This window comes from Clostridium sp. BIOML-A1, from assembly GCF_009874105.1.
Classification (GTDB): domain Bacteria; phylum Bacillota; class Clostridia; order Lachnospirales; family Lachnospiraceae; genus Coprococcus.
This window is the reverse complement of the sequence record NZ_WWTL01000009.1, coordinates 94,187-115,893: the sequence shown is the minus strand read 5'-3', so window position 1 is coordinate 115,893 and position 21,707 is coordinate 94,187. Positions and strand designations below refer to the sequence as shown.

Below are 21,707 nucleotides of genomic sequence, written 5' to 3'. Positions count from 1 at the left end.
TGTTTCTTATCCGGATTCTCTCCCTGAAAAAACATGTCTGTAAGATGCTTAATCAGATATATTCTGAACATGTTGCACATTAAATATACTGCCGTGTACATTTTTCTTCATCCCCTCTCCAGCATCTTGCTCCGTACTTCTTTCCGAAAATTTTGACTAACAGGGATCTGTGTACCGTCCATCATTAGTATCTGTGTATATTCATATTTTTGTATGTAAGCAATCTGGACGATATAAGACCTATGAACTTGCAAGAAAGATTCGTCCGACAGAATTTCCTGAGCAACCTCTTTTATCTTTCTGTAATATTCATACACATCCACTTTTGTATCTAAGCCACCATTTTTTTGTTTTTTCTCCGTGACAAGTCTGATTTTTCTGCCATCACTTTCAAAATAAAGGATAGATCTAAATGGTATATAATGAGTTTTACCAGCCACTTTACATTGAAACACCTTCTCTTCTTTTACGAGAAACATAACAGCCAAATCAAGACATTCCTCTACCTTAGATTTTACAAGCGGCTTCACAAGAAAATTCATCGGCATTATATCAAACAGGCTCATTGCATATGTTGTATTTGCAGATATAAACACAATCTTCATGCTATAATTATTCAGTCTATGCCGAATATACTGTCCTATATCTACACCGCTGGTCGTAATCAAATCAATATCCAAGAATAATAAATCAATCGCATTTCCATCCTCAAGATAATCCACCAGTGCCTCTCCCGTACTCCATATCTCTGTATCAAGTCTCAAGTCATGCTTCTTCCCATATTCTTTAACGATCCTTTCAATTTCCGAACAGATTGCCGACCCATCATCACAAATTCCTACTCTAAGCACTCCCATCAATCCCCTATAACTAAACAAAATATTTACATTTCAGATTATATCACCCATACCATCCTAAATCAAATGCTTTGCAGTAGAAGGTATTGCTCTTTGTTTCCTTATAAGCCATAATAAAAAGTTAAATGACAATCTAACATACCATAAATTCAGTACTTTCTTCACGTAGATTTCATCGCAATGCCGTCTCGTGTCCTCAGATATGCCAAGGATATAAATGAGTGACTTGTGATAACTGTCTCTGTATCTCGCTCTCGCTAATTTTTCTCTGTAAAATGTCCTGTGATCTACTGATTCAAATACCATGTGTTGTTCATAACCTCGAACCTCCTTTAGGAATTTTGTATAAAATAAAAGGACTCTACCTCTTAGTAAGAGATAGAATCCTTAGAAAACCCAATAAAAAAGGGGAAAACCCAATATTTGGAATTTTCCCCTAATTATCAAAGATAGATTTTACAAACGAAATCCTTAAAACGGTTCGCTTTCGTGTACTCCGGACGATGTGTCATGAAATCATTAACATCAGCTCTGGTAATCAGAAATTCCGTGAAGTACATATAGTTGTAATCTACTTTCCTGCATTGTTAGCGATTGCAGCCTGAGCAGCAGCAAGTCTAGCGATAGGTACACGGAATGGTGAACATGATACATAATCAAGACCGATCTTGTGGCAGAATTCAACGGATGAAGGATCTCCACCGTGCTCACCACAGATACCGATATGAAGCTTTGGATTAACCGGCTTGCCAAGTTTAACAGCCATATCCATGAGCTTACCAACACCAGTCTGGTCAAGCTTAGCAAATGGATCATTCTCGAAGATCTTAGCATCATAGTAAGCATTTAAGAACTTACCTGCATCATCTCTTGAGAAACCAAATGTCATCTGTGTAAGGTCGTTAGTACCGAAGCAGAAGAAGTCAGCTTCCTTAGCGATCTCATCAGCTGTAAGAGCAGCTCTTGGGATCTCGATCATTGTACCAACTTCATACTTAAGATCTGCGCCTGCAGCAGCGATCTCAGCATCAGCTGTCTCAACTACTACCTTCTTAACGTACTTAAGCTCTTTAACTTCACATACAAGTGGGATCATGATTTCTGGCTCAACATTCCAATCTGGATGCTCTTTCTGAACTTCGATAGCTGCACGAATAACAGCCTTTGTCTGCATCTTAGCGATTTCTGGATATGTTACAGCAAGACGACATCCTCTGTGACCCATCATAGGGTTAAACTCATGAAGTGAGTTGCAGAGTGCCTTGATCTCTTCTACTGACTTATTCTTAGCCTTTGCAAGCTTCTCAATATCAGCTTCCTCTGTAGGAACGAACTCATGAAGAGGTGGATCCAGGAATCTGATAGTAACTGGGTTACCTTCAAGTGCTTCGTAAAGAGCCTTGAAATCTCCCTGCTGATATGGAAGGATCTTATCAAGAGCTTCTTCTCTTTCTTCTACTGTATCTGAGCAGATCATCTCACGGAATGCTGCGATTCTTTCTGGATCAAAGAACATATGCTCTGTACGGCAAAGACCGATACCTTCTGCACCAAGCTCACGAGCCTTCTTAGCATCTGCCGGTGTATCAGCATTTGTTCTAACCTTAAGTGTTCTGTACTTATCAGCCCATGCCATAACACGACCGAATGTACCTGCGATTGAAGCATCAACTGTCTTGATAACTCCATCGTAAATGTTACCTGTTGTACCATCGATTGAGATGAAATCTCCCTCATGGAACTCTTTGCCTGCAAGTGTGAACTTCTTGTTCTCTTCATCCATAATGATATCGCCACAACCTGATACACAACAAGTACCCATACCACGAGCAACTACAGCAGCATGTGATGTCATACCACCACGAACTGTTAAGATACCCTGTGCTGACTTCATACCTGTGATATCTTCTGGTGATGTCTCAAGACGTACAAGAACAACCTTCTCGCCCTTAGCTGCCCATGCTTCTGCATCGTCAGCTGTAAATACGATCTTACCACAAGCAGCACCCGGTGAAGCACCAAGGCCCTTGCCCATTGGTGTAGCTGCTTTAAGAGCTGCTGCATCAAACTGTGGGTGAAGAAGTGTATCAAGGTTACGAGGATCGATCATTGCAACTGCTTCTTCCTCTGTCTTATGTCCTTCATCAACAAGGTCACAAGCGATCTGAAGAGCTGCCTGAGCTGTTCTCTTACCATTTCTACACTGAAGCATGTAAAGCTTCTTGTTCTCAACTGTGAACTCCATATCCTGCATATCATGGTAGTGATTCTCAAGAGTCTCACATACCTTAAGGAATTCTGCATATGCTTCTGGGAATTCCTGCTCCATCTGAGCGATTGGCATTGGTGTACGAACACCGGCAACTACGTCTTCGCCCTGTGCATTGATAAGGAACTCACCCATAAGCTTCTTCTCACCTGTTGCAGGGTCACGAGTAAATGCAACACCTGTACCAGATTCATTATTTAAGTTACCGAATACCATAGGCATTACGTTAACTGCTGTACCCCATGAATAAGGGATATCGTTATCTCTTCTGTATACGTTTGCACGTGGGTTGTCCCATGAACGGAATACAGCTTCGATAGCTAACTTTAACTGCTCAACTGGGTCTGAAGGGAAATCTGTTCCTAACTGGTTCTTGTATTCAGCCTTGAACTGCTCTGCAAGAGTCTTAAGATCAGCTGCTGTAAGTTCTACGTCGAACTTAACACCCTTCTCTTCTTTCATCTTATCGATGAGCTGCTCAAAGTACTTCTTACCAACTTCCATAACAACGTCTGAGAACATCTGAATGAAACGTCTGTAAGAATCATATACGAAACGCTCGAATGCTGGATCTGGGTTGTGTGCGATCATTGCAGCAACAACTTCGTCATTTAAACCAAGGTTAAGGATTGTATCCATCATACCCGGCATAGATGCTCTAGCACCTGAACGAACTGATACTAATAATGGATTCTCAAGATCTCCGAACTTCTTGCCGTTGATCTCCTCCATCTTCTTAACACCTTCCATAGCCTGTGCCATGATCTCGTCGTTGATCTTACGACCATCTTCATAGTACTGAGTACAAGCCTCTGTTGTGATTGTGAAACCCTGTGGAACTGGAAGACCAATTGTTGTCATCTCTGCAAGGTTTGCACCCTTACCACCGAGAAGATTACGCATGGTCATGTCGCCTTCGCTAAACATATAAACCCACTTGTTTGCCATTTGTTTATTACCTCCTACGTATCTAATTAAATATATGCTGAAAAAAACCTGCTTTAGGGCAGAATTTTCCCACCACTCTGACGTGATTATATCATATGACCTAATAATATTAAACCACTTTTTTCAATTTTTTTCTCTTTTTAACCGCATATTCCGGAATCTTTTTCAAAAAGAAAGAGACATCCGCTGGATAATGTTCTTTTCCGACAAATGTCCCTTTTATTTTACAGATTCGATCAACCGGGTACTCTATCTGAGATATTGATTCATTTCGTCTGATTAATATTCGAATTTCTTCTCAAAATATGCCTTCAGATCTTCGATCTTTACTCTTTCCTGCTCCATGGTATCTCTGTCACGGACAGTTACAGCACCATCTTCTTCTGAATCAAAATCATAAGTTACACAGAACGGAGTTCCGATCTCATCCTGTCTTCTGTAACGCTTACCGATATTTCCTCTGTCGTCGTATTCACAGTTGTAGTATTTGCATAATTCAGCATATACCTTTTCTGCTTCCTCGCCAAGTTTCTTGCTCAGTGGAAGGACACCGATCTTAACAGGTGCAAGTGCAGGATGGAAATGTAATACAGTTCTTACATCCGGCTTCTCCTCTGTTCCGATATTTTCTTCATCATATGCAGCACAAAGGAATGCAAGTGTTACACGATCAGCACCAAGTGATGGTTCGATAACATATGGAATGTATTTCTCTTTCTTCTCATCATCAAAATAATCCATTGGTTCGCCGGATACAGTCTGATGTTGGGTCAGATCATAATCCGTTCTGTCTGCGATACCCCAAAGCTCGCCCCACCCAAATGGGAATAAAAACTCTATATCTGTTGTTCCCTTGCTGTAGAAGCAAAGCTCTTCCGGTGAATGATCACGAGCACGCATCTCTTCATCCTTGATACCAAGGTCTTTTAGCCAGTTGATACAGAAGCTTCTCCAGTAATCAAACCATTCAAGGTCTGTTCCCGGTTCACAGAAGAATTCCAGCTCCATCTGCTCAAACTCTCTGGTACGGAACGTAAAGTTACCCGGTGTGATCTCGTTACGGAATGACTTACCGATCTGTCCGATACCAAACGGAATCTTCTTTCTGGATGTTCTCTGTACATTCTTGAAGTTTACAAAGATACCCTGTGCTGTCTCAGGTCTTAAATATACTGTGTTCTTTGCATCCTCTGTTACACCCTGGAATGTCTTGAACATCAGGTTAAACTGTCTGATACCTGTAAAATTATGTTTTCCGCATGAAGGACAGCAGATATTCTTTTCTTCGATAAAGCTCTCCATTTCTTCATTTGACCAGCCATCAACGGAACCTTCGATCTCCATGTTATTCTCTGCCATGTAGTCTTCGATCAGTTTGTCTGCACGGAATCTTTCATGGCACTCTTTACAGTCCATCAAAGGATCTGCAAAACCGCCAAGATGTCCGGATGCTACCCATGTCTGTGGGTTCATCAGGATCGCACAGTCAACACCTACATTATATGGATTCTCCTGTATGAACTTTTTCCACCAAGCCTTTTTTACATTGTTCTTTAACTCAACACCAAGGTTACCGTAATCCCATGTATTTGCAAGTCCACCATAAATCTCTGAACCCGGATATACAAAACCTCTGTTCTTTGCTAAAGCAACGATCTTGTCTAATGTCTTTTCCATAATGTCCTCCATTTATATTTCATCTTTATATTTGTACGTTATTGTACCTTCTCTCCCTGTTTTTTTCAAGACAGGGATTCAATTATTTCTACAGAATTGAATTTTCGGTCTACATATACCGCCAGAAATTCCTTTGTGATCATCATAAGTTCTTCCAGCACGCTGTCTGAAACCGTGAAATTATACAGATTTCCAAGCGTTGCTCCATTAATATACTGAAGCACATATCTGGCGTCCTCTGATATATGGATACTTTTCTTAGCCTTGCTCCGGCAGTTCTCACACAGGATTCCACCGGACAAGGGATCAAATATCCGTGTCAGCCTGTCGCTTCCACAGATCGGGCAGTGAAAGCTCTGCAGGCCCTGTCCAAAGATATCCATGATCTTCAGTTCATATACACAACGGATCAGTTTCACCGGCAGTAGTCCTTTTTTTAATGCATTCAGGCTGACAAACAGCAGATTCAGATAATCTGCCGACCGGTCACCTTCTCTTGTAAAATATGACATCATCTCACAAAAGTAAGATCCGTAACAGTATTTGTTCATATCAAAGGTCAGTTCATGAAAATATTCCTTTGCATCTACGTTGATAAGTGTATATGCATTTCTTCCCGGATATACAGTAAATGCTCCCATGACAAACAGCTGCGTCTTTGAGATCAACTGGCTGCTTGGTCGTCGGACTCCCTTTGCAAATGCTGTGACCTTCCCCTGCTCTCTGGTCAGTATAACAAGCCGTCTGTCATATTCTCCCTGAAGGCCGGAGGAAAGCACGATTCCGTTTAATACTATCTCATCCTTCATGATTCATCCATCTTATAACCATAATTTCGAAGAAGGGTATCGGTATCCCGCCAATCCTTCTTCACCTTTACCCAAAGCTTCAGATTCACATGTGTATCTAATAGCTGTTCAATGCCATACCTTGCATTGCTGCCGATCTTTTTCAGCATTGCGCCCTGTTTTCCAATAATAATACCCTTATGGGAATCCCGCTCACAGATGATTGTTGCATCTATATCCATAAGCCGTCCGTTCGGACGTTCCTTCATCGAATCAATAACAACCGCGATTCCGTGTGGAATCTCTTTATCCAGAAGTCTTAAAGCCTGCTCCCGGATCAATTCGGATACGATCTGTCGCTCCGGCTGATCGGTGATCGTGTCTTCATCATAGAACTGTGGTCCGTATGGAAGGTATTTGAACAGCGTCTTTATCAGTTCATCTTTGTTCTTTCCCTTTAATGCCGATACCGGAACGATCTCCGCATGACTGCAGGCATCCTTATAGGTCGAGATCGCCTTGAATACTTCTTCTTCACTTACCGCATCGATCTTATTTACCACAATGATGATCGGGGTCTTAACACGTTCTAACTGTTCAATGATATACCGTTCTCCTGCTCCGATAAATGTCGTTGCTTCAACGATCCACATAACGACATCTACTTCATTTAATGTTCCCTCTGCCACCTTTAACATATATTCACCAAGCTTGTTCTTGGCCCTGTTGATTCCAGGTGTATCGAGGAAAACAATCTGTCCTTCATCCGAGGTATACACGGTCTGAATACGGTTTCTTGTTGTCTGCGCCTTACTGCTCGTTATCGCGATCTTCTGTCCGATCAACTGATTCATCAGTGTGGATTTACCTACATTTGGTCTTCCTATGATCGCAACAAATCCTGATTTGTATGTATCGTTCATACTTCTCCTTCCATACTCTGTATGTATTCATGTTCTCCATTCGGCACAGAATTCTGTAACCTGCCGGAGAACTATTTACAAATCTATATACTTATATCTTCTTTCGTTACTTCTGTAAAAACTATAGATCTTTTACTTCTTTAAACTTTGCCCGATTCTGTTCGATCTTATCTTCCCCACCGATCGCACAGATAACCCCGCCATCTGTGATCGCCCGGATCACAGGTGCCAGTGAACGAATCGTTTCTACATTTGCAGTAAGCACCTGATCACGTTCTTTCTGAAGCTGCTCATCTGTAATACCTGCAAAGTAACAGGTCTGGCTGAATGCTCCTTCTGCTGATGGTGTCATTGGAGAATCTAACTTTGCGATCGCACCAATCAAATATTTGGTCATATCTCTGTCGCTTGCATCAAAGCCTGCTACATAGTCTGCTGCCTTCTTATAGATATCATATGTCTCCATCAGATTCGGATCTCTGTAGGATGTAAAATATCCCATTCCTGATCTGGCAAATGAACACATAGCTCCATATGCCCCACCCTTTACACGGATATTCTCCCAGAGATATCCATAGGAGAAGATCACCTGAAGGACTTCCAGTGCTCCGGTATATTCAAATCCTTTTTCTTTATAATTTCCTGCGAGAGCCGCATACTGTACCTGGCTTGCTGTCTTAAAGGCTTCGTTCTTAACAGCTTTTTCCATCACACGTTTTTCTGCAAAGGCAGGTCTGGTCGACAGCTTTCTTGCAAATGCCTCAATATCTGCACCCAATATTTCCTTAATATCATTGTCACCGGTATAAGAGATTGTTACCGCTCCTTTTCTGAGGATCTCGGCAAGCGTTGTCTGCAGTTTCTCAATGATCGCATCTGCATTCTGCTCAAAATTCTGATCCAGCTCCTGTAAGAAATCATAATATCCGATTCCCTCTGTCATATCCTTAAATGCCATCACATCTGAGATATAAGACATCGCGCGTGTTGCAGATGTGATATGCCCTGAGGATATCAGATCAGTCTTAAGTCCGGCTTTTTCTTCCGATATAATCTCTTTCAATCTCTTCTTATCCGAAAGCTTCGATGTGAACAGGATCTCCTCGATCAGCTTTAGGCCTTCTCCAAGCTTGTCATACATGGCCTTTGTCTTAACGGAGAAGAATGAAAGATGATCCTTTCCGCCATCCTTATACATGGCTCCTGTAGAAAATCCGATACCACCGGTATGGAAATTGATCTGATTGGACAGTTCACTATATGTGTAATGCTCTGTATCCACATATTTGAAAATGCTGGTGAGCAGCTCTGCATATGGAACAAACTCTGCATCCAGATCATTGATATCAAATATAAACTCCAGATAACCAATTCCGTTAGTAAAGATATCATGACTTATTAATGGCATACCATAAATGCTGTCCTCACGGTTCTTTAACGGATGGATCTCTTTTCTGATATCAGAAATACTAAGCAACGGAACCTTCTCCATATCCTCTGCCGGAGATGGTGTCTCCTGATATAATTTTAATTCCTTTGTATCTGATACAACCTGTTCAAGCTCATTTTCCGTAAGAGAGGCCTTATAGTCTGCAAGCTTCTGCTTCTCTGCTGCATCATTCTCCTTATCAAGCCCCTTCTTCGGCTTCATAACAAAAATCATACCAAAGGTATTCTGAACCAGCTTTTCCCAGATCAGTTCTTCAAAATATCCGGTTTTCAGACTTTCTTTCAATTCATCATATACTTCATTTAACTTAAACATTTCAAGTGCAGATGCATCATCATACAGCCATGTATTAAATGCATCCAGACCCATCATAAGCCCCTTCGGAAATCTGCCGAAGTTTGCTTCCTTATGTTTAAACTCAAAATTATTGATCGCAGCCTCGATCGAAGTCCGATCGATCGCCTTTCCTTCTTCTCCATGCCCGGAAAGATCGGTCAGTGTATCCCTGATCACAGACACAAAACGTTCCTTATCGGACATATTTGCATTTCTTGCTACGATTGAAAAGATTGTCTGCCGGATCCCATCATCAAAGGAAACAAAGACATCCTCTCCGATCCCTGCATCTACTAATGCTTTCTTCAATGGTGCGCCCGGAGCGTCCATGATTGCGTATTCCAGTATATTCATGGCAACGGACTGCTGCTTATCAAGGCTGCTGCCAACTACCATATTATAGGTTAAAAATGTCTGCTTTTCTTCGCTCTCATTTTCTGCGATCGAATAAAAGCAGCTCTCATCCTTCATCTGTTCATAGGCTGTCTGCACAGCGATCGTAGAATCAATCTCTCTATAATCAAAGCTCGAGAGATACTCCTTATCGATATAGTCCAATTCCTTATACATATCAAGATCACCATACAGATAAATATAACTGTTTGACGGATGATAATACTTTCTGTGAAAATCAAGAAAACGTTCCTGACTTAATGTTGGAATCGCTGCAGGATCACCACCGGATTCATTCTTGTATGGTGTGTCAGCAAGAAGAAGTTTTTCAATCTTTGAATACATCTGCTGTTCCGGAGATGAAAATGCACCCTTCATCTCATTAAACACAACACCATTATAGATCAGTTCCCCTTCTACAGTTTCAAGTTCATAATGCCAGCCTTCCTGACGCATGATCTCTGTATGTTCATAAATATTCGGATAGAATACCGCATCCAGATAGACATCCATAAGATTTTCAAAATCCTTTTCGTTACAGCTTGCAATCGGATATACCGTCTTATCAGAATATGTCATTGCATTTAAGAAAGTATTTAATGAACCCTTTGCCAGTTCTACAAACGGGTCTTTTACCGGATATTTTCTGGAACCGCATAATACCGAATGTTCCAGAATATGCGGAATACCAGAATCATCATACGGCGGTGTCCGGAATCCGATATTAAACACCTTGTTCTCATCATCATTTGCAATTACAAGCACTCTGGCCTTTGTCTTCTTGTGGCTTAAGATATAACCTGTTCCATTTACTTCAGGGATCTTTTCTTCTGTTATGATGTCATACCCTGTTAATTCTTTTAAGTCTCTCAATCTGATGTCTCCTTTATTCTTCTTTATTCAAATGAAATGTCTCCGGAAGCAGCTCTTCTACCGAATACATCCGATATTCCTGTTTGTTCTTTGCTACAACGATCACGCAGCCTTGTTCGGCAAATTCGGCAATGACCTGTCTGCATATCCCACATGGATAAGTATAGTCACATTCTCCGTTCTTTAGTCCGCCAACGATCGCGATCGCAGACAGCTTTCTGTACCCTTCACTGACTGCCTTAAAAACAGCCGTCCGTTCCGCACAGTTTGTTGCCCCATAGGAAGCATTCTCTATGTTGCATCCTGTATAATAACTTCCATTCTCCATCTTTACACAGGCTCCCACCTGAAAATTCGAATATGGCGCATATGCCTTTGTTCTTGCCTGCATCGCAAGCTCGATCATCTCTGAAATCTCGTTTTCATTCATACAAATTTCCTCTTACTTCCTGTTACATGGAACTAACAGTACCACCCATAAATATAGCCTATTTTCCATGTGTTTGCAATGCGATTCTGGCGTATTCTAACTGCAAACTATACAAAACAGATTGACAGTGGTCTTACCTATTATTACACAAGCCATTCAGATAGGCTTGTTACATAATAGTAAGACCACTGTCAATCTACTATTTAAAATTTCTACTCTCTATTTAAAAATAAATTGTTACTTCAAATTCACCGTCTTCTGTTTTTAAACTTCCGTGGTAGCCGAATATCTGCATGATTTCCTGCACGATGCTCAATCCGATTCCGCTTCCGCTTCTGCCGGTTCTTGCTTCGTCTCCCTTTACAAATGGCTTCCATAACTCCTCCGGATCGGTTGCAATCGACTGTTCCATCGGATTGCTAAGGATCAGATGATCTTCCTTTAATACCAGCCGGATCACACTTCCTTTCAGTGAATACTTAATTGCATTTACAAACAGATTCTCTAACATATGGGAAAGCATCAGCGGATCACCTTTTACCGTACAGTTTCCTGACATTCTTACCTCCAGACCTTTTTCATCCAGAAGATTCTGATACCGTTCCTGTAACGGCTCCCATATCTGTTCGATGCTTACAGACTCTGTCTGTAACGCTTCCATTTTACCAAGCTTGATATACTCGCTTAACTGACATAAAAGTTCATTCATGTAAGATGTATTTTCCAAAATAACATCTATGTAATGCCGGCACTCTCCTGTCTGGTTTAACTGTTTCAGATTCTCTGCATACCCGGAAATTGCCATCAATGGACTTTTTACATCATGTGCAAGTGCTGTAATAACCGTTTCTTTTCTCTCTGCATCTTCCATCTGTGAAAATGTCCGTCTACAGGATATAAACGCAGTCAGGATCGTTGCAATTATAATGAGAAATACAACTGCAAGCCCTCCATAAAATAACCAGATGCCTTCTGTATGCCAGCCAAATGGATCTGCATACATAGCGGATACGATATAGTATATATCATTGTCAAAAACGATATATTGACTTTTAAAATAATAGTTTTCACCCAGATAACCACTTATACTCTCTGTTGTATCTTCCGGATATGTTCCGAGGGTCTCCATCTTATCCAACAAATACCTGCTCGTCTTACTATACTGATTGGCATCATCTACTCTGCCATGAAGACTCCATGCAAATTCCCCTGCATCAGCATTTTGAACCACCTGCCGGAAAGAAGGCATAATCGGTGAATACATCTGTACTTCGGACTGCATCTGCTCCATATCATCCTCTATATCCTGTACCTGTTGTTCTAATTTTTCTGTATCATTTTCGTCTGTATGCTTCGTAGTTTCTGTTTCTTGATTTTCATCTGCAACATTTACATCGTCTTTTTCTTCTATATTGTCTACTGCATCTGAGCTTTCCAAATGCCGCCTGTAAACTGCTGTCAAAAAATATGGTGTATTTTCCTCCGCAAAGATCTCCTGTATTCTATTACGGGCTTCCTCTATATCTGTCATACCTGCAATATCTTCCTGACATTCAGCCAAACTTGCACTGACACTATTTGTTGACACCTGAAAATATTCTTTTAATTCCAGATTGACCTGATTTCTGTAATAACCGATCACCAACAGATACAACATTATGCTGACTGCTATAATGCCAGATGAAATCCATATCCATTTTCTTCTTACCTTTTGTCTTTTTCTTTTCTGCCGCTCCGACAATATGGCATTTCTTTTTTTATTGTTTTTGTTCTTTTTCATCGTCATCACCCCGTATCTGATATCCATTTCCTATCACTGTTTTAATCTGCTTTCCTGCACTTCCAAGATGTTTTCGGATCTTTCGAATGTGATTATCCACGCAACGATCACTGCCATCATAATCATAGCCCCATACCCCGATCAGCAGTCGTTCCCTTGCCACAGTTTTGTTTTTGTTCTCGAGCAGCATCCGTAACAATGCAAACTCTTTCGGCGCAAGTTCAATTTCCTGAGAATCCACAAGAACCCTGTACTCCGACGGCTTCATATGTATCCTGCCGCAGACCAGTTCTCCGGTTCTGCTGATATCCTTTGATCGTCTGATCAGTGCCTTGCATTTCGCATATAAGGTCACAAGGGAAAATGGTTTGATGATATAATCGTCACAGCCGAGATCATATCCAAGCAGGATATCCCGTTCGGAACTTCTGGCTGTTAAAAACAGGATCGGAACCATGCTCGTCCTGCGCATCTCCCGGCAGATCGCAAAGCCGTCCATTCCCGGAAGCATGATGTCTAACAATACAAGATCCACCCGTTCCGTCTCAAATAAATCCAGCCCGTCCTGTCCGTTCTGTGCCGTCCGTACCACGATCTCATTTTCACTTTCTCTGGTAAAGTAATCTTTCACCACTTCGCAGATCTGTTCATCATCTTCAATCATCAGTATCTGATATGTCATATTTCTTACCTCCTTACGCCTATATTAACAGTGTGATATGACTTTTAAATGTTCTTACATAAAAAGCCCAAATAGAGTTTACTGCTCTATTCAGGCTTTCTTATTTGCTATAGTTTCTCTCTCACAGCTCGTTCCATATTCTGCATGGCACATTCTGTCTGCATGGCTCTCCCTCGTTCCTCTTCGGACAGTCCGTCGGTTATGGAATAACACGCATCAAACAAGCCGCTCTCCATACATTGTTCGATGCCTTCCCCGAAGCAGCCTGCAAATGCAACCACTTTTTTCTGCTGTGCTTTTGCAAGTTTCGCTACGCCCGCCGGTGTTTTTCCCATTAACGTCTGTGCATCCATCCTGCCCTCTCCGGTAATAACCAGATCGACATTTTTTATTCTTTCTTTTAAACGGATCTCATCAAATACTATATCAATTCCCGGTCGTAATCTTGCATGCAGGAACATTAGAAATGCATATCCAAGACCGCCTGCTGCACCTGCTCCCGGTGTCATACGATTTATAGCGTAGTCTGACCGGCAGTTCTCCGGTTTTGTATCTGTGCCCATATTATCCTGCTTACAGCCTGACCAGCTCTGCTGTTCCACCAGATCTGCATAACGCACCATAGATTTCTCCATGTTCTCTACCATCTGAGCGTCCGCTCCTTTTTGCGATGCAAAGATATGACTGCAGCCTTTCTCTCCAACCAGCGGATTTGTAACATCACAGGCAATCTGAAATGAACATGCTGAAAGCTCCGGTAACATATCCTCTTTGTGAATCTCGCATACTTTGGAAAGTCCTTCCGCTCCATAGGAAACTTCATTCCCATGTTCGTCAAGAAAATGGCAGCCAAGTGCCTGCAGCATTCCGATCCCGGCATCATTTGTTGCACTTCCGCCAATTCCTATAATAAAGCTCCGGCAGCCATGCAGCATGGCATACTTTATCATCTCGCCTACTCCATATGTAGTTGTATGCATCGGATTTCTGGCTGACTCCGGTACAAGCGGAAGACCTGCTGCCTCTGCCATCTCGATCAATGCTACTTTTTCTCCTGCTTCATCATAACTGATATAAGAAGCCTTTATGGCCTGTCCAAGCGGTCCTGTTACATTAACTGTATGACGTTTCATGTTCGATTTTCCATAGGCGATCGCATCCATGGTTCCCTCTCCGCCATCTGCAACCGGAACCACTTCGATCTCACAATTCTTATAATTTTTCTCCAGACCTCTTTTGACCGCCATGCCTGCCTGAACAGATGTCATACTGCCCTTAAAAGAATCAACAGCCGCCAGAACCTTAAGCGGTCTTTCTCTCAATTTCAGATCATCCTGCAATATGGTGTCATGTATTTCACATGTTCGATTCATTTGAGAAGTCCTCCCTTGCAAATATCACACCGTTTATTTTCGGTTCAGATTATATCCGACAACTGCACCCACAATACCGCCAACGATATGTGCCATATTCGAGATATTGTCCTGTACTGCGATACCTTCATATACCTGCTGTCCGATAAAGATGATCGCAACCAGAATAAAGGATAACGGAATTTCGCCTGCTCGGAATCCGGTAAAGGACGCCAGCACGATAAATGCAAATACGACACCACTCGCTCCACAAAGTGCTACATTCCAGAAAAAGATGTAATTCACAATACCGGTCGCAAGTGCTGTTACACCGATCACTTCCAACATTTCTTTCGAACCATATTTTTCTTCTAACATCGGTCCAAGCAATAACAGATAGGAGGCATTTCCGATAAAATGACTCCATCCTGCATGCCCGAATACATGTGTAAAGAATCGCAGATATGTGAGTGGATTTGTAAGCGATGAATGATATGTCATAAATAATAACCGGGTACTTCCGCCACCGGTCAGTACCCCAAGCAGTGTTACAACAAAACAAATGAATACAAAGCCCAGCGTCACCGGCGCGTTAAATGTGATCTTTAATTTTCTCATCTGTATATACCTCCCCATATAGAATGAATAGCTTTATTATACCCTATTTATGTATAAATACAAAGAGCCGCTTCGACTCTTTTACCCCAGAACAAAATTGCTTTACAGGATAAATATTTCTATAAAACAAAACTACCGTCCATCCGGCAGTCTGATCATAGCAGTTTCAACTGACGATCAAATCTGTATCCGAATAAACGGTAGTCTTATATATACTTCGCACATTCTATGCATCCGAAAAATCATTGCCTATACTATGGTCAGATGATTTTCCATCACGATATACCGATGAATTTACAGATTATATTCTTTCTTCGTATCAGCAAGTGCCGCATCCATACGCTCGATAACGGCTGCGATCTGTTCCTCTGTAATAACCGCTGTCGGCTCGAAACGGATACACTTGGAGTTTACAAGTGTTCCGGCTGTCATAACACCTCTTGAGAACAAGCCCTTTGCGATGCTGTAACCGATATCAGATGTAACGAACTCAACCGCAAGCATCAGACCTACGCCTCTGACATCATCGATGATCTCAGGATATTTTGCCTTCAGACTTTCAAGTCCTGCCTTTAAGATCTTACCTTTGCTTGCACACTGTCCTGGAATATCATTATCAATCATGTATTTGATCGTTGCGATCGCTGCCGAACAACATACAGGGTTACCACCAAATGTAGGAGAACCAAGTAACCATGGGTTGTCGATCAACTGCTGTACCCACATGGATGGCTTACAGATAATACCTGTGATTGGCATAATACCACCACCAAATGCTTTACCGAATGTCATGATATCCGGTGTTACGCCTTCTGCTTCGCATCTCCACATTGTACCGGTACGACCCATACCTGTCTGGATCTCATCAAAGATCAACGCTACACCATACTCATCACAGATCTGTCTTAACTCTGTCAGATATCCTTCCGGTGGAACGATAACACCAGCCTCGCCCTGAATTGGTTCAACGATCATGGCTGCAACCTTTTCACCAACAGCGATCAGGTTACGGATTGCCTTTCTTGCATCCTCTGCATTACCATATTCTACATGCTGTACCTGCTGTACCATAGGTGTATATGGAACTCTGTATGTATTCTTACCACCCATTGAGATTGCACCCATTGATTTACCATGGAATGCACCAACGGTTGAGATATACCATCTTCCGCCTGTTGCGATTCTGGCAAGCTTCAATGCCATTTCGACTGCCTCTGCACCACCATTTGTAAAGAAACAATACTGAAGATCACCCGGTGTGATATCTGCAACTGCCTTCGCAAGATATCCACGAAGCGGATCCAACAGCTCCTGTGAATGAAGCGCCTGATGATCAAGCTGTGCCTTTACGGTATCAAGGATCTCCGGATTTCTATGACCACATGTATAAATACCGAAACCACCAAGACAGTCAATGAATTCTTCACCATATAAGCCATCACATACGCCGTCATGATCTTTCCACTCAAGCACTGCTGAGTTGGTAGATACTGACTTTCTGTATTTTAACCAGCCCGGGCTTACATAATTATCAAAATAATCTAATGTCTGTTCTGTCATTAATTTCTTTTCATCGTCTGTTAATTCATCTGAATGGATATAACCTATTACCTTTTCCAAATCCTTACTTACCTGTTCATAACTCATATTAAAATCCTCCTTAAAATATATTCATCTTTAAACTGAAAAAAAGGAGCCTGTGACCTGTTCACAAGCTCCTTTGCTTCTATGTCTGTATATTATCGTATCTCATGCTCTTTTTCAATTACTAATTTATACCATTTATCTACCATTTATCTATTATATATAATTAAATATAAGTATATTTAGCTCATATAACTGACTTGTAATTTCATCGTCATACCTCTATCGAAGTATCATTTTCTACCCTATTTCTGTTATTCGCCAAATCATTCGGTATTTGAAACGCATTAAAAAACCGCCCACCTTCATTTTTCAGAAAGTGAACGGTCTGCTTTATCTAGTGTTCATACCAGCCTACAATACCCGGGTTCAGATTGATATTGATCTGCTTAACCTCCTGATATTCCTCGATACCATGAACGCCAAGCTCTCTGCCAATACCGCTCATCTTATAGCCGCCCCAAGGTGCTTCATTGAAGGTTGGGTTGTAGCAGTTGATCCATGTGATACCTGCGCGAAGCTCACTGATCACACGATGTGCTCTGGTTATATCGGAAGTAAATACAGCTCCGGCAAGACCATATACAGTATCATTTGCCATCGCAATCGCTTCTTCCTCTGTCTTAAAGGTCTGGATGCTGACAACGGGACCAAAGATCTCCTCACGGACAATCTTCATATCCGAAGTACAATTATCAAAGATCGTTGGACGTACAAAGTAGCCCTTTGCACATTCTCCTTCTGTATAGCGCTCACCACCTGTTACAAGTGTTGCGCCTTCCTCAATACCGCTCTTTATGTAAGACAGAACTTTCTCCATATCCTTTTCCGTAATGACTGGTCCGATATCCGGATTGTTCACCGGATTGCCGATCGTCATGGCTTCCGCCTTTTTCTTTAATCTGGCAACAAACTCATCATGGATGCTTTCTTCTATGATGATTCTGGATCCTGCGGAACATACCTCGCCCTGATTGAAGAAAATACCGATCATTGCCCACTCTACAGCGCCATCCAGATCTGCATCTGCGAAAATGACATTTGGTGATTTACCACCAAGCTCCAGTCCGATCTTCTTCACATTTGTAGCGGCTGCTTTCATCAGACTCTGACCGACTCTGGTACTTCCAGTAAATGTGATCATATCAACATCGGTATTCTCGCCCATTTCCGTTCCGATCTCAGCATCACCCTGTAACAGATTGACGCAGCCCTTCGGAAGTCCTGCTTCTTCAAAGATCTCGAATAACCGGATTGTTGAAAGCGGAGCCTTTGGACTTGGTTTAAACACGATACTGTTTCCTGCTGCAAGTGCAGGAGCCAGTTTCCAGACAGACATCAGAAACGGATAATTCCATGGAGTGATCTGCGCACAGACACCGACCGGCTCTCTGGTCTCATATGAATGCATCTTACCAAATCCATCATTTACCTCATATACACCACCATGCGGAGTCTTGCAAAGGCCTGCGTAATAACGGAAGCAATGAATACCATCACTGATATCTCCTTCTGCTTCACGAAGAGGCTTACCATTATCCAGAGTATCCAGCATTGCCAGTTCATCGGCATATTTGTCGATCAGATCTGCGATCTTTAGAATCATATCACTTCTGGTCTGGGAATCCATATCACGCCACTCTCTTGTCTGGTAAAATGATTTCTTTGCCGCAGCGATCGCACGTCTGGTATCTTCTACACTGCTTTCATAGACCTGCGCGAGCACTTCTCCGGTCGCCGGATTGATAACGTCAAACGGCTTTTCCATACTTCCTGTTACCCACTCACCATCAATATACATCTTTTTTGGTTCCATATATCTTACTCCTCCTGATCAACTTTTTTGTCTGCCTTTTGCCGTTTTGTATTACTGCTTTAATTTGTTCCACATATCGTTGTAAACAGTCAATGTATCTGTATCAAGATTTCCAACAAATTCACCTTTTTCAAATACCTCAGCCGGTACATTCTTTGCTTCATTGTCCCTGTAATCTTCATTTGCCTCCACTGCAGTTGCATTCGCATTCAGATATGGGTATTCCGCCATAACCTTTGTAGCAACATCCGGATCACACATATAGTTGATGAATTTCATTGCATTATCATAGTTCTTGGCACCCTTTGCGATTGCCCAGTTATCAATGAATTTATATGCGCCCTCTTCAGGGAATACAATCTTGATCGATGGGTTCTCATCCATAGCAAGCGCTACTTCAGCAGACCAGCAGTAACCAATATTACAATCTCCGCTGATCAGAGATGACTTTGGACTGTCACTGTCATATACTGCGATATTATCCTTTAATGTCAGAAGCTTCGTTTCAACCTCGGCAAGCTTTGCTGTATCTGTTTCATTCATGCTGAGTCCCATGCTTCTCTCCGTCATACCGATAACTGCTCTGTAGTCATCCAGTGCTACGATCTGCCCTTTTAATGAAGGATCAAAGAGATCTGCATATCCCTTAATATCTGTTGATACCTTGTCGGTGTTGACTGCGATCGCTGCCACACCACCCTGATAAGGAACGGAGTAGACATTGCCCGGATCATATGTAGGATCCAGATACTGACTACCAATATTTGACAGATTGGTAAGTGCATCCTGATCCAACTTCTCAAGCATTCCCTGAGCGATCATGGATTCTACCATATAGTCACTCGGCTGTACGATATCATAAGTTCCTTCATCCTCTGATTTTACCTTTGCAAGCATATCCTCATTGGATGAGAATGTTGATACATTTACTTTAATTCCATATTCTTTTTCAAAATCCTTAATTACTTCATCCGGTACATACTCTGTCCAGATGAACAGGTTTAACTCTCCGTTTGTACTGTCTGCTTTCTTACCACAGCCTGTGATATTTACTGCTGTCATTGCAAGAACAAGTGATAATGCAATACTTACTGCTCTTTTTCTGTTTTTCTTCATAATTATGTCTCCCTTCTACTCTTGAACCTTGTTCGGTTACTTCTATAAATTGTTTACTGTTTCATTCTATACAGCTACTGTTTTTTCTTCTTAAACAGATTGCCCTGAGTCAGGACAACAAAGATGATCGTGCCTGCTAAGATCAGCGCTGATAATGCATTTACATCAGGTGCTACTCCACTCTTAATACTTGCCATAACCTGTAACGGATAAGTCATCGTATTACCATTTACAAAGTAGCTTATGATAACGTCGTCAATCGATAACGTAAATGCCAGTAATGCACCGGCTGTAATGCCGGGTCTTAAAACCGGAAGTGTGATCTCCCAGAATGTACGAATGCGGTTAGCTCCCAGATCCATACTTGCTTCTTCAATCGAAATATCATAGCCGGATAATCTTGCCCTGACATTGAAGATAACATATGGCACACAGAAGGTGATATGTGCAATGATCAATGTAAGCATACCTCTTGGGATCGAGACCTTTGCGAATACCGTAAGTAAGGATATACCCATTACAATCTCAGGAATAACGACCGGGATATATAAAAGTCCGTCTATGATCCCTTTTCCTTTGAATTTATATTTGTACATTCCGATCGCACCGAGCGTACCTATAATCGTTGAAAGTACAGTTGTGACCAATGCTATGATCATCGTATTGCCAAAGGATGTAAGAAGCGACTGATTTTCAAACAATTTCACATACCAGTCAAATGTAAACCCCTTCCAGGTCAGATATGGTTTTGATGTCGTTGCATTAAAAGAATTCACTACAACAACTGCAATCGGCATAAACAATACAATATAAATCAGAGAACAAAAGATCTTTGAAAGAATACTCTTTGTTCTTACTTTTGCTTTTCTGCTCATCGTTTACACCCCCAGACTATCCATATCGCCGCCTGTCTTCTGGTACAGTTTGACGAGAATCAATGTGACAACAATTAATATGATGGATAAGGCTGCACCAAGAGGCCAGTTATTTCCACTCTTGAACTGGCGCTCGATCAGGTTACCAATAACATCTGCATTTCCACCACCTAAGATATTCGATACAAAGAAATATCCAAGACATGGGATAAATACCATGATACAGCCGGAGAAAATTCCGCTGGCTGTCAGCGGCAGGATCACTTCAAAAAAAGTCCGCCAGCCCTTAGCTCCAAGATCAGAGGAAGCCTCCAGTAAAGTATGATCCAGCTTGCCAATCGCGGTATAAAGCGGAAGTACCATAAATGGGAACAGGCAGTACACCATACCAAATACGGTAGTTCCCTGATTATATAAGAGGTTCAATGGCTCTGATATCAGATGCAGCTTCATAAGCACGGTATTCAACCAGCCGGATGAACCAAGGAATGTCTTCCATCCATAGATACGGATCAGTGAATTCGTCCAGAACGGAATGATAACCAGCATATATAACAGATTCTTTGATCTGCTCTTTGTCCTTGCAATAATATAGGTAAACGGATATGCAAGCACGATACAGATCACGGTTGTAAGTAATGCGATCACAAGTGACTGAACATAGATCTTAATATAAGAACTGTCCGCCAGATGTTTGTAATTATCGAATGTGAACTGAAATGTTACATTGTAATACTGATCAATACTGCAAAAACTCATGACCAGTATATAGATGAGTGGAACCGCTACCAACAGGATCAGCCATAAGGTCACCGGCCCTACCATGATCGTTGCCGGAAGTGTCTTTTCTCTGAATCTCTTTTTATTCATATCAAACACC

The 21,707-nt window shown here is 41.7% G+C and carries 17 protein-coding genes; all 17 read right to left on the bottom strand.

Translation table 11 applies throughout. From position 1 onward, the window contains the following. Nucleotides 1-107 precede the first annotated feature (107 nt). A complete protein-coding gene (locus GT641_RS08905; protein ID WP_161117333.1) occupies nt 108-851 on the bottom strand; it encodes a LytTR family DNA-binding domain-containing protein in 744 nt (247 codons plus the stop codon). Between the two features lie 63 nt (nt 852-914). Continuing rightward, on the bottom strand, nt 915-1,163 hold the full coding sequence (locus tag GT641_RS13210; protein ID WP_119963204.1) for a DUF6075 family protein: 249 nt from the start codon (nt 1,161-1,163) through the stop codon (nt 915-917). 265 nt (nt 1,164-1,428) lie between these two features. Next, a complete protein-coding gene (ppdK, locus tag GT641_RS08900; protein ID WP_119963205.1) occupies nt 1,429-4,074 on the bottom strand; it encodes a pyruvate, phosphate dikinase in 2,646 nt (881 codons plus the stop codon). Between the two features lie 279 nt (nt 4,075-4,353). After that, nucleotides 4,354-5,751 carry a glycine--tRNA ligase gene (locus GT641_RS08895; protein ID WP_044946160.1) on the bottom strand — a complete coding sequence of 466 codons (1,398 nt, stop codon included), beginning with the start codon at nt 5,749-5,751 and terminating at the stop codon, nt 4,354-4,356. A gap of 65 nt (nt 5,752-5,816) precedes the next feature. Beyond that, complete coding sequence (recO, locus tag GT641_RS08890; protein ID WP_161117332.1) at nt 5,817-6,560, bottom strand: DNA repair protein RecO; 744 nt, start codon at nt 6,558-6,560, stop codon at nt 5,817-5,819. Next, nucleotides 6,557-7,462: a GTPase Era gene (gene era / locus GT641_RS08885; RefSeq protein WP_008402838.1), complete on the bottom strand. Its 906-nt coding sequence runs from the start codon at nt 7,460-7,462 to the stop codon at nt 6,557-6,559. Before era ends, recO begins: the two co-directional genes overlap by 4 nt. A gap of 121 nt (nt 7,463-7,583) precedes the next feature. Continuing rightward, nucleotides 7,584-10,514 (bottom strand): insulinase family protein, encoded by a 2,931-nt coding sequence (locus GT641_RS08880; protein ID WP_161117331.1) that lies wholly within the window; start codon nt 10,512-10,514, stop codon nt 7,584-7,586. 13 nt (nt 10,515-10,527) lie between these two features. Next, nucleotides 10,528-10,944, bottom strand: a complete 417-nt coding sequence (locus GT641_RS08875) for a cytidine deaminase (protein WP_161117330.1) — start codon at nt 10,942-10,944, stop codon at nt 10,528-10,530. Between the two features lie 223 nt (nt 10,945-11,167). Next, nucleotides 11,168-12,724, bottom strand: coding sequence for a HAMP domain-containing sensor histidine kinase (locus tag GT641_RS08870; protein ID WP_161117329.1), 1,557 nt, complete (start codon nt 12,722-12,724; stop codon nt 11,168-11,170). After that, on the bottom strand, nt 12,702-13,406 hold the full coding sequence (locus GT641_RS08865; RefSeq protein ID WP_008402833.1) for a response regulator transcription factor: 705 nt from the start codon (nt 13,404-13,406) through the stop codon (nt 12,702-12,704). The genes GT641_RS08870 and GT641_RS08865 overlap by 23 nt, the downstream gene beginning before the upstream one ends. 107 nt (nt 13,407-13,513) lie before the next feature. Continuing rightward, entirely contained in the window at nt 13,514-14,779 is a 1,266-nt protein-coding gene (locus GT641_RS08860) for a glycerate kinase (protein WP_243143729.1), read from the bottom strand. 33 nt (nt 14,780-14,812) lie between these two features. Further along, the gene (locus GT641_RS08855; protein ID WP_117807660.1) at nt 14,813-15,376 is read right to left on the bottom strand and encodes a rhomboid family intramembrane serine protease; all 564 of its coding nucleotides are present in this window, start codon (nt 15,374-15,376) and stop codon (nt 14,813-14,815) included. A gap of 294 nt (nt 15,377-15,670) precedes the next feature. After that, on the bottom strand, nt 15,671-17,023 hold the full coding sequence (locus tag GT641_RS08850; protein ID WP_008402829.1) for a putrescine aminotransferase: 1,353 nt from the start codon (nt 17,021-17,023) through the stop codon (nt 15,671-15,673). Nucleotides 17,024-17,357: 334 nt separating this feature from the next. After that, nucleotides 17,358-18,836 (bottom strand): aldehyde dehydrogenase family protein, encoded by a 1,479-nt coding sequence (locus GT641_RS08845; RefSeq protein WP_161117328.1) that lies wholly within the window; start codon nt 18,834-18,836, stop codon nt 17,358-17,360. Between the two features lie 51 nt (nt 18,837-18,887). Next, entirely contained in the window at nt 18,888-19,952 is a 1,065-nt protein-coding gene (locus tag GT641_RS08840) for a spermidine/putrescine ABC transporter substrate-binding protein (protein ID WP_161117327.1), read from the bottom strand. A gap of 74 nt (nt 19,953-20,026) precedes the next feature. Continuing rightward, nucleotides 20,027-20,827, bottom strand: a complete 801-nt coding sequence (locus GT641_RS08835) for an ABC transporter permease (RefSeq protein WP_008402826.1) — start codon at nt 20,825-20,827, stop codon at nt 20,027-20,029. A gap of 3 nt (nt 20,828-20,830) precedes the next feature. Further along, complete coding sequence (locus GT641_RS08830; protein WP_118662678.1) at nt 20,831-21,697, bottom strand: ABC transporter permease; 867 nt, start codon at nt 21,695-21,697, stop codon at nt 20,831-20,833. Between the last annotated feature and the right edge of the window lie 10 nt (nt 21,698-21,707).